The sequence below is a fragment of the Ancylomarina sp. genome, from assembly GCF_041555295.1.
Taxonomy (GTDB): Bacteria; Bacteroidota; Bacteroidia; order Bacteroidales; family Marinifilaceae; genus Ancylomarina.
Window position 1 is genome coordinate 1 of record NZ_JBFFKR010000011.1, and the last position, 16157, is coordinate 16157.

The window sequence follows — 16157 nt, forward strand, 5'->3', positions numbered from 1 at the left end:
CAATTATTGGAAGAACGCTATGGAAAAGCACCAGCCTTAATGCTGTCAGTGCTCATTTTCTTATTCATGACGATTACAGCTGCCTCACAAATTGTGGGAATTGGTATATTCTTCGAAAAGTTTCTACACTTAGATTATAAGATGTCAGCCATTATTGGAACAGGGATTGTCTTACTCTATTCATTTTTCGGAGGATTCAATGCTGTTGTTCGCACCGACATCATTCAATTTGTCTTCCTATTATCCGCATCGATTTTGGTCTTTGCTTATGCCTACTATTATTCAGGAGGCATATCAGCTATAAAAAGCATAGCCGAAGCAAAGGATATGAAGGATTATTTTTCATTCGACCATCAGTTGTCAAGTAATATGGTTTACATCATCACATTTGGATCTGCCTGGATGATACAAGCCAATGTGTGGCAACGCATTTCAGCTGCACGCACACCTACAGATGCTCGTAAGATGATAGGCTTAAGTTTTCTTGTTTATATCCCCCTTTACCTGATGGTGACTTTCACAGGAATGTTAGCTCTAGGCTTATTTGAAGAGATGCCTGAAGGAGGTATTATTTCCGGAATCATTAACGATTACATGCCTCCATTCCTTGGTGCATTAATCTTTGTTGGTATTTGTTCGGCCATAATGTCAACCATGGATTCGTTGATTAATACGGGAGCTATGGTACTCTGTGTGGATATCTATAAAAACAAATTTAAGCCTGATGCCAAACAAGAACAACTCCTGATCGTTGGAAAGCTAGGAACAATTGTTGTCACGCTTATAGCCTTGGTCATTGGACTCGAGATTCGCTCTATACTAAAGGTTTCCTGGTTAGCTGCCGATCTTTTATCAACGGGGGCTTTCGTCCCTTTAATGCTAGGCTTTATTTGGAAAAGGGGAAACACAATTGGAGCGATGTCATCTATGATTTTCGGAACAATTTTCTCTCTATACAATCTTGCAGTGGCCTTGGGAGCTAAACTCCCACTTCCATGGGAAATTGGAACAGCTAAACATGTTTTGATTGGTATGCTTGGATCAGCCTTAGTTTATTTAATAGCCAGCTTAGTTAGCAAAGCTGAAACAAGTAAATCAGCGGTATTTATTGCTAAAGCCGACCTTAAACAAAACTAGGTTCCAGAGCATTAGAACACAAAACAAGCAGCATAACTTAACCTTTTGTCCTTAATTTTGTTGCAATTCCAACGCGCTCAGGGAAAGATGAGAGAAAATTGTTGGCTAGATAAATGTAAAAACTGCCCATCTCTAGCTTTCTAATCACTGTAAATAGAAAAAGCCCGAAGTTAAAAACTCCGGACTTTGATGCAGGTTATGAAGAGACAGAAAACAAAAGCAACCTAACTATAAACCAACGATGTCTTTAGAAGACAAAGTTCTGTACTCAACATGCACCTGATCATATTGATCAAGGGTTATTATTTAATTGGCCCTTAAGTGTCTTTTTACAATCCTGCGCTGATTAAGAATGTTGCAGCAAAAGCAATAATAGCATACAACTCAGGGAATACAGCCAATACCATAGTTTTACCAAAAATATCGTGACCTGAACCAATACCAGCAATACCGTTTGAAGTTACACCACCTTGGTTTAGAGCTGAGAAGAAACCAACAAAACCTAAAGTTAAACCTGCAGCCAAAATCGCCACACCCTGTAACATAGTTATGTCTGCAGAGATAACTCCTGAACTGTTGATAATAAAGAAACCAGCGAATCCATACAATCCCTGAGTACCAGGCAATGCACTTAGAAGCAAATAACTACCAAAACCATCTGGTTTTTTCTTCAATGCCCCTACCGTTGCATTACCTCCTTTTGAAACACCAATTGCACTTCCTATACCTGACATAATAAGCATAATCGCTAATCCGACATAAGCTAAAATAATTGCAGTAGTCATAATAAATCTCTCCTTTTAAATATTAATTATTATTTGTTTTAATTTTTATCGTTTCCAATTGTTTTGAAAAGGGCTTATAGCTTTCTCCTCCACCCGTAAATCCAGCATTTTTATAGAATTCTACAAAGGTTAAACGCATAGGATGCACAAAGGAACCCAGCGATGAAATCATAATATTCAATGTGTGCCCTATTAAGAGGAAAATCACAAAGAAAACAGGTCCCATAATTTTCGAAGCACCTAGAATTTGCATGGCTATATCGTTGATAACAAAGCCTAGTATGGCACTAGATAATCCCAAAGCAAACAAGCGGATATAAGACAACAAGTCGCCGAAAATACCGGTTACTGTTGAGTAAATATCCCACACTCCTTTTCCTACTCTTGCGAATACATTTATCTCTGGATCACTAAAAAACAGGATAAAAAAAGCACCAGCAGAAAGTATCGAATACAATATGATTTTATTTTCAGGCATCACACCAATGCTTATAAGAACGGTGTAAGAAACACCGCCTAGTATGGCAATTAGCCAACCAAATGTTGCCAAAGCATAGGTCAATCCATATTGTCGTATTTGGTTTGCAGCTTTTATAAACAGGCCATAAATAATTTGTAATCCACCCAGCACAAGTGCCAGATTAAACATCTTATCAGGATTCAGAAACAGAGTCTTGTAGTCTGCTATAAGAGAAATCTCAGTTTCGATTAAATTAATGCCGAAGAAGGTTCCCGAAATAGCACCAAAAACAATAGTTGCTAGCCCTAAAAACTGGATTAAGGAAAGTAATGGCTTTATCTCTTTCTTTGCTTTTAATTTATAAAGTCCGGCACCTACAATAAACAATAATCCATAACCTGCATCACCCAAACAAAAGCCGAAGAACATCATGAAAAAGGGTGCGAAAAACACCGTTAAATCGAGCTCTGAATAGGACGGCAATGAAAACATGGCCCCTACAGGTTCGAATAGTTTACTAAATCTATTATTCTTCAAGAGAATTGGCACCCTGTCTTTGGGACGTGCTTTTTCACTTACATACAAGATCTTATTGTTCTGCAAGTAGTTGTCAACCTGCGATTTTTCAGTTGACGGAACCCAACCTTCCAATACCATGAGCTTTTCATCAGCTTCAAGATTGGTGTTAAGAATGACATCTTCAAAATTAAGCGCATTGAGCATCTTATTTTTGCAGGCTTCAAGCAGAGGAAGTGAAGCTCCTGCATGTGTATCCAAATTATTCTTAACACTTTCTATTCTATCTTCAATCAGCTTAATCTTCTCTTTTAATTGAAGGCTTGAAAACTCAGGTAGTTTAATTTCATCAGCATCAATTTCTATTTCCTTGTTGCCTTTTTGAATAAGAACAAAATAAACTTTGTTTCTTAATTCAGATATCAATTCAACCGGAATTTCGGCATCAGTTAGTTCAAGATATTTCTTTGTTGAGGCAACAAAAAATCTCAGATGAATCCCCTCATCTTGCAGTTGTTGTAAACCCTCGTGCGAAAACTCACCCCAAGGTTCTGCCTGAATAAGATCTTTATTTAAACTTACTAAATCTGCTTCAAGTTCTGACAACTCCTTTTGGTTTTCCACAATCTCATCAACAAGTTTAAAGGCATCAGTTTCAGAACTAACACTTGTTTCTTCGATCTCTCTTTTCTCTAAAAACTGAATGGCAGAATTTAAGCGATTAAGGAGCTGATGTTTGTCACTACTCTCATCTTTTAACTCATTTTCGCGCTCAATAATATGTAATGCACCGAGATCCTGCAGTTCTTTTAAGAACTGATTATATTCCCTATGATAGATAAGGAATGTGTATTTCTGCATTGGAATTATCATGCTTCTACCTCCTGTTTTTGTTGTCGGTTCTTAACAATTTTCTGTGAGGACTTTGAAAGATTTTCTTCATCCTCCAAGAATCTCTTAATCTTTCTTATTGCATCATTATAACCAGGAATCTGAACTTTTTCGTACAGGTTAACCTTCTGTGTTGTTTTTCTACGGGCATAACTGAGCAATTCCATTTTTCGATTGAAAAACTCACGTTCTAATACAATCTCACCTAATTCCTTTACAATAGAAACCCCCTGGGCATACCACTTCGGATTATCGAACAAACTGAAATCTTCAGTCTTAAAAACAACTTCTTCCAAAACAGGGGTTTTTACGCCCGCAATTTTTTTAGTGCTCGTTTTTATATCGGCAACAGAAATCAGATTTTCATTAAACTCATTCCAAATACCTGGTGATAATGAATAGGCATCTATTTTCTGAATGAGTTCATCATCAATATCTTTAATCTTCGTTTTGGCTCGTTTAACTTCTATACGTAAGGCGGTTTCCTTGTTTTTTATCACAGGGAGTGCTTTAAGTCTCATGTTCAGTTGCTTATTAAGCCCCTGCAATGCCATCTTGTTATATTGAAATTTAATTGCCATTTCGTTTTCCGTATTTTTCAACAAGCTCAGCTTTTATCCCAATTTCAGATACTGAAAAGTGACGATTTAAGAGCTCCCAGGCTGTGTTGATCATTTCATCGATGTCAATATTTATATCTATAGCCAGCAGTTTTTCTGAATATTGTTTTGCAAACTCTATGGTTCTTTCATCATAGTCAGTTAAATCAAAACCATTCTCCAGTTTTGTTTTCGCATTGGCAGCATCAGCATACAAACGGATTGATGCATTCATAACTTGAGGATGATCTTCACGTGTTTTGGTTCCAATCACAAGCTGCTTCAAACGAGATAAGCTTCGGAATGGATCAATAACAACCTTACCAATATCTGAATCGCGACGCAGGAACAATTGCCCCTCGGTAATGTAACCGGTATTATCAGGAATCGCATGTGTAATATCTCCTCCTGATAGCGTTGTAACGGCGATAATGGTTATCGATCCACCACTTGGGAATTGAACGGCTTTTTCGTAAAGTCTTGCCAAATCACTATAAAGAGAACCTGGCATACTGTCCTTTGAAGGAATTTGGTCCATACGGTTCGATACGATACTCAAGGCATCAGCATAAAGGGTCATATCGGTTAAAAGCACCAAAACATTCTGATTTTGCTCAACAGCGAAATATTCGGCAGCCGTTAAAGCCATATCGGGTACAAGTAAACGTTCTACCGGAGGGTTTTCAGTTGTATTTACGAAACTGGTGATTCGATCCAGAGCACCAGCATTTTCGAAGACATTCTTAAAGAATAAATAATCATCATTGGTTAGTCCCATGCCACCAAGTATAATTTTATCGGCTTTTGCACGCAAGGCAACCATTGCCACTACCTCATTAAAAGGTTGATCAGGGTCAGCGAAAAAAGGGATCTTCTGTCCCGTTACAAGTGTATTGTTCAGGTCGATTCCTGCAATACCTGTTGCAATCAATTCAGAGGGTTGTTTTCTTCTTACCGGATTTACGGATGGTCCACCAATCTCCACCTCTTTACCGTCAACTTCAGGTCCGCCATCAATGGCATGTCCATAGGCATCGAAAAATCTTCCACTGAGTTCATCACCCACTTTTAATTTAGGCGCATGCCCCAGAAATACAACTTCTGCATTGGTAGGAATCCCTTCCGTTCCTGAAAATATTTGCAGTGTAATTAAATCCCCTTGAATTTTTACCACCTGAGCCAATCGTCCATTTACTGAAGCCATTTCTTCGTAGCCAACACCTTCGGCACGCACAGAACATGTTGCTTTAGTAATCTGTTCGATTTTTGTATATGTTTTTTGAAAAGCTGTTGTTTCCATTCTGTCGTTTTAAAATGTTACTGATATGTGATTACTAGACGGCCACCAAAGTTCTCTCTTCAATAATAGCCTGAAGTTCATTCTCAAATTCATTAAACTTCTCAGACTTGAATACAGAATAATTCATCTGTTTAAATACATTGATCATTCTCTTATAGAAAGGATTAACTTCTTCGAATGATTCAAAATCAAAATCAGTATAGTAAACGTCAAGTACTTTTTTCATCATATATTGCTGGCGCTCGATAGAGGATGAAGCATCAATCTTGTCAAAAGCGTCTTGCTGAAGAATAACGAAATCGATCACTTCTGACTTCCAGAATATTTGATGATAATCCAGTGGGACACCATCATCTCCCAAAATATTGATTTGCTCAAAAGCTTCACGACCTCTGATAAGGATATTTTTGGCCAATAGGATATTATCAACCCAATCTGCTGAAACGTTTTCCTTGATGAATTCCTGAAATTCTGGATATTCGATATACTTAGAATAGCTATCTACAGCATCAATAGCCGGGTATCTTTTACGGTCGGCACGTTCTTGAGAAAGAGCATAAAAACAGCGTGCTGCTTTTTTTGTCGACTCAGTTACAGGTTCTTTCAGGTTACCTCCAGCCGGTGAAACGGTTCCTACGAATGTTACCGATCCGGAATGACCGTTATCGAGAAATACGAAGCCTGCACGAGCATAGAAGTTTGAAATAATAGCCGGTAAGTCCATAGGGAAGGCATCAGGCCCTGGTAATTCTTCCATTCTGTTCGACATTTCACGCAGAGCCTGTGCCCAACGCGATGTTGAATCGGCAAGTAAAAGAATCTTTAAGCCCATAGAACGGTAATATTCCGCAATGGTCATGGCCGTATAAACCGATGCTTCACGAGCGGCCACTGGCATATTCGAGGTGTTTGCAATAATGGTTGTTCTTTCCATCAATTTACGACCTGTTCTAGGGTCTTCCAATTCTGGAAATTCAGCAAAAATCTCTACAACTTCATTGGCTCGTTCACCACAAGCAGCAACAATAATCATATCGGCATCTGCTTGTTTCGAAAGGGCGTGTTGCAATACAGTTTTCCCCGTTCCAAAAGGCCCTGGAATAAAGCCAGTTCCTCCTTCTACAATAGGATTTAAGCTATCGATAACTCGAACACCTGTTTCCATCAGTTTAAACGGACGAGGCTTTTCCTTATAGGCTTTAATAGGCAGCTTCACTGGCCATTTCTGAACCATTGTTACCGGAATCTCATTATTAGCAGAATCCGTTAAAACAGCAATGGTATCTTTTATTGTGTATTCACCTTCCTTAACGATACTCTTAATGGTAAACGTTCCTTCCAGTTTAAAGGGCACCATTATTTTATGTGGCATCCAGTTCTCCTTAACTTCCCCAAGCCATGAAGCTGGAATAACAACATCACCTACTTTTGCCAAAGGTTTAAATTCCCATAATTTATCATCTTCTAAAGCAGACGTGTAATCCCCTTTTTTAAGGAAAACGCCATCCATTTTATCAAGGTCATGCTGTAAGCCATCGTAGTTTTTAGATAAGATACCAGGCCCTAAAGTAGCTTCCAACATATGTCCGGTAAATTCAACCTCAGTTCCGGTTTTTAGCCCACGAGTACTTTCAAAGACCTGTATATAAATGTTATTTTTGCTGATTCTAATAACTTCCGCCATTAGTTTTACCTCACTCGTATTGATATAACAAATTTCATTTTGAGATACGGGTCCATCAACCTCAACAACAACGAGATTTGCAATAATCCCTGCAACTTTACCTTTTGTATTCATTGTGAATGATATTTTAATACCTTAATTATTATCAACTATTTTTCTCTTTGTCAGACTGAATTCCTCTGTAAAGGCATACCCACTCTTAAGGTCATGAACCAATTTGGAGAAAAAAGCTTTACCTGTTTCATCATCAATCTCTCTCCAACGCTCAAGCATCTCTAATTTGAGAATGTATACAAGTATTTTTTCGATAGTGAAATAGCTAAATACAATACTTTCATCCAGAAATTTCCATTTAATAAGGTCGAGAGCTTTCTCTTTGGCTGTAATATCCATGTCTGATTCAGCAATCTGTATTATTTCATCAGCAAAAGCGAGCTCATCAGTCAACAGGTCCTCCTTTGGTCCATTTTTAACAAGTATATTATAGACGTCATTACTGTTTTTAACTGATATTAAATGCTGTTCTGAATTGTACTTGTACTTTTTACAATTAACTGCAGTCAAGATATTCTTCATGTCTTTATCGAAGGTAAACCACCGCTTCAGAAAGCTATTTTTTGTCTTCAATACATGAGAATAGAACCAAGACTGCGTTACATTCACATTATCTAAACTAAACGATTCATCCTTTAAACTATTGATTAATGAAAAAATATAATCTTCACGCCTCTCAGGTTCATTGATTTGTTCAATTAAATACGCCTGTGAATAATTTCCTAGAATAGAAAATGGTTTGACTGGTCTAAAAAGCAGATTTTGTAAGTTCTTATTATCGTAATGCAGATAGAGCAATTTTGCTAATTCATAATCATTTGGATGCAACTGTTCTGAGAGATCCGTTTTGAATTTCAAGCTTAACCCGCCTTTCCCTGTTTTTGTATCCTCGAGTATGATATCAGGTAATCCGGAGATTAAACAGTAATAGTTTCTTTTAGATAGTGTAAAATCCATGTAGCTTAATTCAACGATTGGTTAATCAAAAATCAGTTTCTTTGTTTTCTCTTTTAGATAATGTTTAAAATAGTTCTCAAAGCTTTCATCCGTGAAATTGATATGGTAATTACTGTCTTTAGGAGCAATTTTAAACCCATTTTTTATGGTAGGTAAGAAGTTAATCTCAAGTCCGGAATTTAAAATTTCTTTCGCCTTATTATTAAAAAATTCGTTTAACTCTACTTCTTCATTTTTAGGAAGCAGTAAACTAATACTCATTGATTCCGTATTCTCAGGATTCCATTTATTAATCATGGAAAGTATCATATTTTGCGAAAAATCTTTATCTGTGAATGCCTCCTGAACAGTCGCTTCAACTTGAGCAGTGACAATTTCTTTTGTGATTTCCTGCTTTAAGGTGCTGATAAACTGGCGAGCAGCTAAACGCAATTCTGAATCCGTATTCTTTTTGAGCTCAGCAGCTTGTTTTTGTATTTGCTCTGTTATTTCAACTTCCTTGATTTTAGCTGACTTAATTATTTCTTCAGCATCTTTCTTTGCCTTTTCCATAATCTGATCAGCTTTTTTCTTCGCTTCCTCAATCCCTTCCAGATAAATTTTATCCGTTAGTTTTTTTATTTTGTCATTGGTATTCATCTTATGCTATCGGTATTTATATTAATATATCACTGGATTTCTTTGGGGAAATTATTGGCTCTATTAATTGGGACATCAGCGTCTCTCTCCTTGGAACCAGACTAAAAATCGGACTTGTTGACTTTTGAATAACCTCTGAGGCAAACTCACCAATATAGTGATCAAATAATATCGATTCCTGATGAGTCATCATTAGGACAAAGTCTGGCTTCAAGGCCTCTATGTGCGATAGTATGACATCTTGCTTGTTTCGTCCTTTAGATTTAAGCAATAATACATTTGCTTCCAGTCCAACTTTTTTCATTGATTCTTCAATTGACAATGCCTTTTGATAGGCTAAACTGCTATTAGGAGCTATATCGAGGTCGAGTACAGAGACAATATGTACTTTGGCATTAAATTTTAGAGCGAGGTATTTTACCCAGGCAACCTTTGTGTCTACCTTTTTTCTAATATCAACAGGTATCAAAATATCATTTATGCTTGTTTCAATCTTATTCTCAGGAATCGTTAAAACCGGACAAGCTGAAGAAGCAATGAGTTCATCTTCATTTTTAATGAAGCGAAATTTACGAAGAACAGGTTTCCTCTTCTTTATTATTATCAAATCACACTTACTTTCTTCTGCTGATTTAAGAATAGCCTGAATTAAACGTCCTTTAACAACTTTTAGACTAACAAATTCGGGAAGTTTACCGCCAAAAAAGTCTAAGGCAAATACTTCAAGTTTCCTTTCAGAAATCTCTATTCTTTCCTTTTGTTTGTCCTCCTGCATCAGGCTTTGAACAACAGTTTTTTTTCTTATAACATATAGTAGAATAATCTCACAGGCATATATTTCATGAAAAGCCATTGCATGTTTTAATACTAAGGCTCCTTCATCTCGATTAGTGATTGGAACCAGTATTTTTTTTATTTCCGGCGTATATCTCATTGCGCACCCCTTTCATTTTTGTTGAAGTCTAAATAAGGAGATATAAGCTAGTCGTATGCTTAAAAGTATATGTCTGTGAAAGGTTTAAGTCTTGATGATATTATTCAATTCTTTATAATAATTTACGCTGCTCTCCACCCCTTAGATTTAACCCCACAAACATTAGTATTATACTAATCAGACACTTCCTGTACCACTCCTTATTTAGCTTCGATCTTGATTAAAATATGATGTGATGAAGGTATGTGAAAAACAGGCTTGGTGAGTTAGGGAGAATCCGTGTTTTAGAGAGGGCTTACACTACTTTTAAAGTAGGGTCTATCCTACCATCGGAATTCTATGTAAAATATAAAATGAGGGATAGGAAGGAAATTTACTTCGTAATATCAAGAATAAACGAGTTGTTAATCCGACTTTGAAAACTTGGTCATTCTCTTAGAAATTGACTTATAAAAAAAGCTCAGCGAATCGCTGAGCTTTTAAATCTGATTAACCTGAGACTGGTTATTTTATAAATCTTCGATACAAAGTGTATCGGTACTTGTATAAAATAGTTGGGCAGACAAGGATAAATCCCTATCGGCCCAACAACTAACACAAACTAACAATCAAAATTATTCTGCAGGGTTCATGATAACCTCTACAGTATTCGTTTTCTTGAAAAGTTTCTTAGCAAACTTCTTAACAGAAGCAGCATCGATATCTTTAATCAATTTCTTATAGTCTTCCTTAGAAGTAAATTCAGAACCTAACATTTGATTCTTTTTTAAAGCACCCATCCAGAAAGAATTTTCTAATTCAGCTTCTTCTCTACTTTTAATGAAATTGTTCTTAATCTCAGTTAGATCTGCTGCGTTACAAGCTTCTTTTTGAATTCTAGTGATTTCTGCATTGACAATCTCAACCAAGCGATCACATTTTTCCGGATCACAGTCAAAGTTGATGCCTAAAGAAAATTCAGGAGTAGGTAATTTAGATGACGAAGGACTAACCCCTACACCATACGAACCACCTTCTTCTTCACGAATCGTTGTCATGTATCTCTTAGAAAGAAGTTGAGAGACTACATTTAACATCAATCTATTCTTGAGTGTATAATCAAAATCACCACTTATAGAGTAAACTACAGTTGTTTTTGGTACTGACATCTTACGATTAAAAATCTTGCTGGTTTTTCCTTTAGCGGGTCCAACTTTATGATCGACGAAAGATTCTTTTCTATTCGTAGAGCTAATGTTACCAATATACTTTTGGATTATTGGTAAGTGCACCTCCTCATTAATGTTACCCACAAAAATGAAAGTAAAGTCGCTTGCATCAGAGAAACGTTCTTTATAAATCTCAGAAGCTCTATTGAAATCAATCTGATTTACAAACTCCTCTCCAAACAATAAGGTGCGAGATGAATAGTTTGTGCTTGCTAATGAAATCGTATCCTGTAGAGCTTTCTTATTATCAACACCAATATTTGCAAGATAGTTTTTGATACGAGCCATTTGTGCATTAAATGGAGCTTCTTCAAAACGTGGCGCTTCGAAATTCAAATAAAGCAATTGCATCAATGTCTCAAAATCCTGAGGAGAAGCTGATCCTGAAAAACCTTCAGTTAACTCACCAAGGCTTGCATTTAAGCCAACAATTTTACCCGTTAATTTCTTTTTAAGTTGAGTTGCATTGAATTCTCCAACACCCGACATGCCAACAATTCCAGTAGCCATATCTGCTGAAGCTAAATCCTTTTCTGCAATTAATGATGTTCCTCCAAAACTGAATGACGACATTGAAATATTATCCTTGCTGTATTCTGTTGGAAGAATAAGAACTCTTGCACCATTTTCAAGAACATAACCTTTTGCATCAGTTCCCTCAACTTTGAATGTGCTTGTAATTTTAGCAGTCGCTAATTCCTTAGCAACAAGAGGCTGATCACCAGCTTCATCATTATAAGCATCAACATCAGAAGACTTTACTTTAGCTGCAACAGCTAATAACTCTTCTTTAGTTGGGTAATACTGTGTCGCATTTTCAGGGCCTTTCAAAATCAATGCTGAATTATTCTCATCTGAATAATTATTAACCATAGCATTCACTTCTTCAAGCGTAATTGCAGGGATTGTTTTAGCCGCATAGGCCATCTCCCACTCAATAGAAGGGAAAGGCTTTGACTTTAAGAATAAATCACCCAATTGCTTCGCCCAAGTATCGTTACCTATTTTAGCACGATTGGCATAATACGATTCGTATGATCTTTGAGTTTGAATTTTTATACGGTCCAATTCTGATTGATTAAAACCATGACGCTTTACACGTTCTAATTCTGTAAGAACTTCAGCAAAAGCCTCAAGCTCTTTACCAATTTTAGGAGATACATAAATATAATTAAGACCTTTGGTTCTAGCCATTTCAAAACCACCAAGCTCCATCCCAACCGCAGAGCATTCTAATTTTTTCATTTCTTCAGAAATACGAGACTTAAGCATCTGAGAGAACATCGATTTAGCCATATCGCGTCTTTGGGTCTCTTCTGTGATCACTTGATCTAAATCATAACGAAATCCCCACATAATACTCAGACTCTTTGCTTCCTTATCCTTAGCTGCGACATAGGCCAATTCTTTTGAATCTTCAACCTGGCAGTATGTACGCTCAGCAGTATTCTTAGGCATAGGGATTTTTGAGAATAAAGCTTTTACTTTAGCTTCCATCTTCTCAGCATCAATATCTCCAACTATAACGACAGCTTGTAGATCCGGACGATACCATTTCTCGTAATAATCACGTAATGTTGAGTGCTCAAAATTGTCAATCACATCTAAAGATCCAATCACATCACGATCAGCATATTTTGAGTTATTATACATTACAGGAGAAGTTTGATCTCCTAAACGCTTACGAACATTTCTTCTTGTACGCCACTCTTCGTGAATGACACCACGCTCCGACTGGATTTCTTTGCCTTCTAATAATAGTCCGCCAGACCAATCATGTAGTACCAATAAAGCCGAATCCAATAAATTCTCGCTTGCAACAGGAATATTACTCAAGTTATAAACCGTTTCGTCCTGAGCAGTGTATGCATTGATATCACGACCAAACAGAATACCGTTTTTCTCTAAGTAATCTAACATGTTTTTACCAGGGAAGTTCTTCAGGCCATTGAAAGCCATGTGCTCCAGAAAGTGAGCCAAACCATTCTGTGCATCATCTTCAAGAATAGCACCTACATTCTGAACGAAGTAGAAGCTCGCTCTATCCTTAGGTTCTTCGTTATGCATGATATAATACGTCATGCCATTCTCCAGCTTACCCGTCTTTACCGCCTCATTGGTAGGTACAGTAGTTGTATACTGAGCAAAAGAGTTCAGTCCTAGAATGCTAAAACACAATAGAAGTGAAAATTTTAATTTTGAAGTCATATTTAAAATATTTAATCCAGTTAATTCAATAGATAAGCCTGCTTTATTTAGTGGTGTACAAAACATTTTAATCTATTTCAACTGAATTTGATTTAAAAGGAAAACATACTAGATGTTTAACTGGTTTCTTTCAACTTTGAAATTCTTCAACTATTAGCGAATAATTTTCAATAAGAAAAGACAGAATCCAAGAGCTCGCTTTCAGTTTCTCTAAAATCAGATCCGACCAAAGATGATTTTAAAGAAGATTGTGCCTCTAAGACACCAAACGATTCTATACGGATCCTGCCCCTCTACCGACTAACTAAAAAAAATAATTAAAAAACTATTTGCAAATACTTAAAGAACAAGAGCGCTGCAAACATATCGACTTATTTACACTTGAAAACTAAAGTGCAACGCTTGTTCCGTTCTTAAAATTCTTTATGCCTTCATCTAAAAACTTAACAAATGCATCTACATCTAAATCATAAGCTCTAGGCGTATGTAAAGCTTGACCTTCGTTATCTAAAAGCACATAATAGGGTTGAGCGTTTACGTTATAATGCTCTATTTGATAATTAGCATTAATCTTACCCAATGTCTTTTTTGTCTTACCATCGTAGTTAGATACAACCCACTCTTCCTTTGGTAATTTTTTCTTATCGTCAACATACATCGCTACGATGATATAATCGTCTCTCAATCGTCTCAATACTTCAGGATTAGACCATACGTTTGACTCCATCTCACGACAGTTTACACAACCGTGACCCGTAAAGTCAATAAACAAGGGTTTATTCTGAGCTTTGGCTGCTGCTTTAGCTTCATCCATATCGAAGTAACCTTGTAAGCCATGTGGCAAGTGAAGAAAATCACTATATTTTGCATTGATCTTAGCTTGATGAGTTCCACCAGAACCACCGCTATTACGAACCATTGACTGAATATCAAAATCTAAACTTGATTTTGGAGGTGTAAAGCCCGATAATGCTTTAAGCGGAGCTCCAAACATGCCTGGAATCATATAAACCACGAAAGAGAATGTAGCAATTGCTAACATTAATCGTGGAACACTAACATGCTTAACCGGGCTATCGTGTGAGAACATTAATTTCCCTAACAAATAGAATCCCATTAATGTGAAGATGACAATCCAGATAGCTAAGTAAACTTCTCTATCTAAGATTCCCCAATGGTAAGTCTGATCTGCAATACTTAAGAATTTCAATCCTAAAGCAAGTTCCAGGAATCCTAACACAACTTTCACAGAGTTCAACCAGCCACCCGACTTAGGCATATTGTTCAACCATCCCGGGAAAATTGCAAATAATGTAAATGGAAGTGCAAATGCTAATGAGAATCCTAACATACCAATAATTGGCATCAAAACTTCACCACCTGCTGAAGCCACAAGAATAGATCCTACAATTGGTCCTGTACATGAAAATGAAACTAACACAAGTGTGAAAGCCATAAAGAATGAACCCATAAACCCACCTTTATCTTCATTTGCAACTGACTTGTTTACCATCCAACTTGGCATTGTAATTTCGAACATTCCAAAAAATGAGAATGCAAATACAACAAAGATGATGAAGAACAGCACGTTTGGAATCCAGTGTGTACTCAAGAAGTTAGCAAAATCGGGCCCCATTACAACGGCCAGGATAGTACCAATAATAGTATAGATTGCAATAATTGAGAAACCATAGAAAAAAGCATTCATTCTTCCCTTAGCTTTATTACCACCACCTGAGTGCATAAAATAACTCACTGTCATAGGAATCATTGGGAACACACAAGGTGTTACAATTGCAATCAAACCACCAATAAAAGCGGCAATAAAAATTGCCCAAAGACCTTTCTTTGATTTTTTCTCCTTTTCTACTGGAGCTGCATCTTTTGTATCAGCTTTAACTTCTTCCTTAACAACTGCTACAACTTCTTTTGTCTCTTCTTTTTTAGCTACAGTTTCTTTTACTGCTTCTTTAGCTGCAACTTTTACCGTGCCTGCCTTAGCAGTTAAAGCAAGATCAAAATCTTCTTCACCTGTTACACAACGTCCGGAAACATCAGTACATGCCTGATACTCGAACGAACCTGAAATTTTCACATTTGCTTTAAGAGCTTTTATTGTTTGACGGAATTCAGCTTTCTTTTCGAAGTAGCTGACTTCACCTTCCCAAACTTCGTCGTAGTGTTTATGGGCATTAATTGGTATAACCTTACCAACTAATTCGTAAGAATCATTTTTTACAAAATTAAAAGTCGCTACAATAGGACCTAAATCAGGATCAAAATCGTTCGAATACACATGCCAGGTATCCTCAAGATCTCCTTTAATTAATACTTCAAGAGTTTCTCCTACCTTCACATCCTTCTTCGAAAATTCAACCTTCCACTTGGCTGGCTGAACAATCTGACTAAATGCACTTAAAGTAATCATGCTGCTCAAAATAAAAACGAGAGCAAATTTAAAATTCAATTTCATTGGTCTTAGTTTTTGTTAGTTGTTGTTGTGTGTGGTAAATCATTATACCACAAATTCAATATTGATTTTGGTCTCCTAAGAGATATTCTGTTTTTTGATTATTTTCAATTTTCTTACACTCATAAGACCCTTATTCTTGCAAAAAGGGTGAATCAGATTTCATTTTTTTTATCAAAAAATATTAAAATCAGCAAGATAGCCCACCATTAACAAAACAATCACATCAATTGTTTTGTTAATCAAGTTTAAATAAGAGGCTTAACTTGCTTAAACTTACACTCTCACATTTAATCTAGATTAGAAGGAAATAAA

At 36.6% G+C, this 16157-nt stretch carries 11 protein-coding genes; 1 reads left to right on the forward strand and 10 read right to left on the reverse strand.

All coding sequences use genetic code 11. The annotated features are described in order from the left end of the window. The coding region (locus tag ABY905_RS02000; protein WP_372639908.1) for a sodium:solute symporter at nucleotides 1-1137 on the forward strand (1137 nt) is incomplete at its 5' end. Nucleotides 1138-1466: 329 nt separating this feature from the next. On the opposite strand, the gene ABY905_RS02005 is transcribed toward ABY905_RS02000, so the two are convergent. From ABY905_RS02005 to ABY905_RS02050, 10 genes are all read right to left on the reverse strand, one after another. After that, nucleotides 1467-1922, reverse strand: coding sequence for a V-type ATP synthase subunit K (locus ABY905_RS02005; protein ID WP_372639911.1), 456 nt, complete (start codon nucleotides 1920-1922; stop codon nucleotides 1467-1469). Nucleotides 1923-1944: 22 nt separating this feature from the next. Further along, nucleotides 1945-3771, reverse strand: coding sequence for a V-type ATP synthase subunit I (locus ABY905_RS02010; protein ID WP_372639913.1), 1827 nt, complete (start codon nucleotides 3769-3771; stop codon nucleotides 1945-1947). Then, complete coding sequence (locus tag ABY905_RS02015; RefSeq protein ID WP_372639915.1) at nucleotides 3768-4391, reverse strand: V-type ATP synthase subunit D; 624 nt, start codon at nucleotides 4389-4391, stop codon at nucleotides 3768-3770. Before ABY905_RS02015 ends, ABY905_RS02010 begins: the two co-directional genes overlap by 4 nt. Continuing rightward, nucleotides 4360-5688, reverse strand: a complete 1329-nt coding sequence (locus ABY905_RS02020) for a V-type ATP synthase subunit B (protein ID WP_372639917.1) — start codon at nucleotides 5686-5688, stop codon at nucleotides 4360-4362. Before ABY905_RS02020 ends, ABY905_RS02015 begins: the two co-directional genes overlap by 32 nt. A gap of 34 nt (nucleotides 5689-5722) precedes the next feature. Continuing rightward, nucleotides 5723-7486, reverse strand: a complete 1764-nt coding sequence (locus ABY905_RS02025; protein WP_372639918.1) for a V-type ATP synthase subunit A — start codon at nucleotides 7484-7486, stop codon at nucleotides 5723-5725. A 21-nt stretch (nucleotides 7487-7507) separates the two neighbouring features. After that, entirely contained in the window at nucleotides 7508-8383 is an 876-nt protein-coding gene (locus tag ABY905_RS02030; RefSeq protein ID WP_372639921.1) for a DUF2764 family protein, read from the reverse strand. A 21-nt stretch (nucleotides 8384-8404) separates the two neighbouring features. Further along, entirely contained in the window at nucleotides 8405-9022 is a 618-nt protein-coding gene (locus tag ABY905_RS02035; RefSeq protein ID WP_372639923.1) for a hypothetical protein, read from the reverse strand. Nucleotides 9023-9038: 16 nt separating this feature from the next. After that, nucleotides 9039-9956 carry a universal stress protein gene (locus ABY905_RS02040; protein WP_372639925.1) on the reverse strand — a complete coding sequence of 306 codons (918 nt, stop codon included), beginning with the start codon at nucleotides 9954-9956 and terminating at the stop codon, nucleotides 9039-9041. Nucleotides 9957-10570: 614 nt separating this feature from the next. Continuing rightward, nucleotides 10571-13372, reverse strand: coding sequence for a M16 family metallopeptidase (locus ABY905_RS02045; RefSeq protein ID WP_372639927.1), 2802 nt, complete (start codon nucleotides 13370-13372; stop codon nucleotides 10571-10573). 388 nt (nucleotides 13373-13760) lie between these two features. Further along, nucleotides 13761-15845, reverse strand: a complete 2085-nt coding sequence (locus ABY905_RS02050) for a cytochrome c biogenesis protein CcdA (protein WP_372639929.1) — start codon at nucleotides 15843-15845, stop codon at nucleotides 13761-13763. Nucleotides 15846-16157 lie beyond the last annotated feature (312 nt).

Excerpts from the sequence above, each read along its gene's own strand:
- ABY905_RS02005 (WP_372639911.1), bottom strand. The coding sequence starts at position 1,922 with ATGACTACTGCAATTATTTTAGCTTATGTCGGATTAGCGATTATGCTT.
- ABY905_RS02010 (WP_372639913.1), bottom strand. The coding sequence starts at position 3,771 with ATGATAATTCCAATGCAGAAATACACATTCCTTATCTATCATAGGGAA.
- ABY905_RS02020 (WP_372639917.1), bottom strand. The coding sequence starts at position 5,688 with ATGGAAACAACAGCTTTTCAAAAAACATATACAAAAATCGAACAGATT.
- ABY905_RS02025 (WP_372639918.1), bottom strand. The coding sequence starts at position 7,486 with ATGAATACAAAAGGTAAAGTTGCAGGGATTATTGCAAATCTCGTTGTT.
- ABY905_RS02030 (WP_372639921.1), bottom strand. The coding sequence starts at position 8,383 with ATGGATTTTACACTATCTAAAAGAAACTATTACTGTTTAATCTCCGGA.
- ABY905_RS02035 (WP_372639923.1), bottom strand. The coding sequence starts at position 9,022 with ATGAATACCAATGACAAAATAAAAAAACTAACGGATAAAATTTATCTG.
- ABY905_RS02040 (WP_372639925.1), bottom strand. The coding sequence starts at position 9,956 with ATGAGATATACGCCGGAAATAAAAAAAATACTGGTTCCAATCACTAAT.
- ABY905_RS02045 (WP_372639927.1), bottom strand. The coding sequence starts at position 13,372 with ATGACTTCAAAATTAAAATTTTCACTTCTATTGTGTTTTAGCATTCTA.
- ABY905_RS02050 (WP_372639929.1), bottom strand. The coding sequence starts at position 15,845 with ATGAAATTGAATTTTAAATTTGCTCTCGTTTTTATTTTGAGCAGCATG.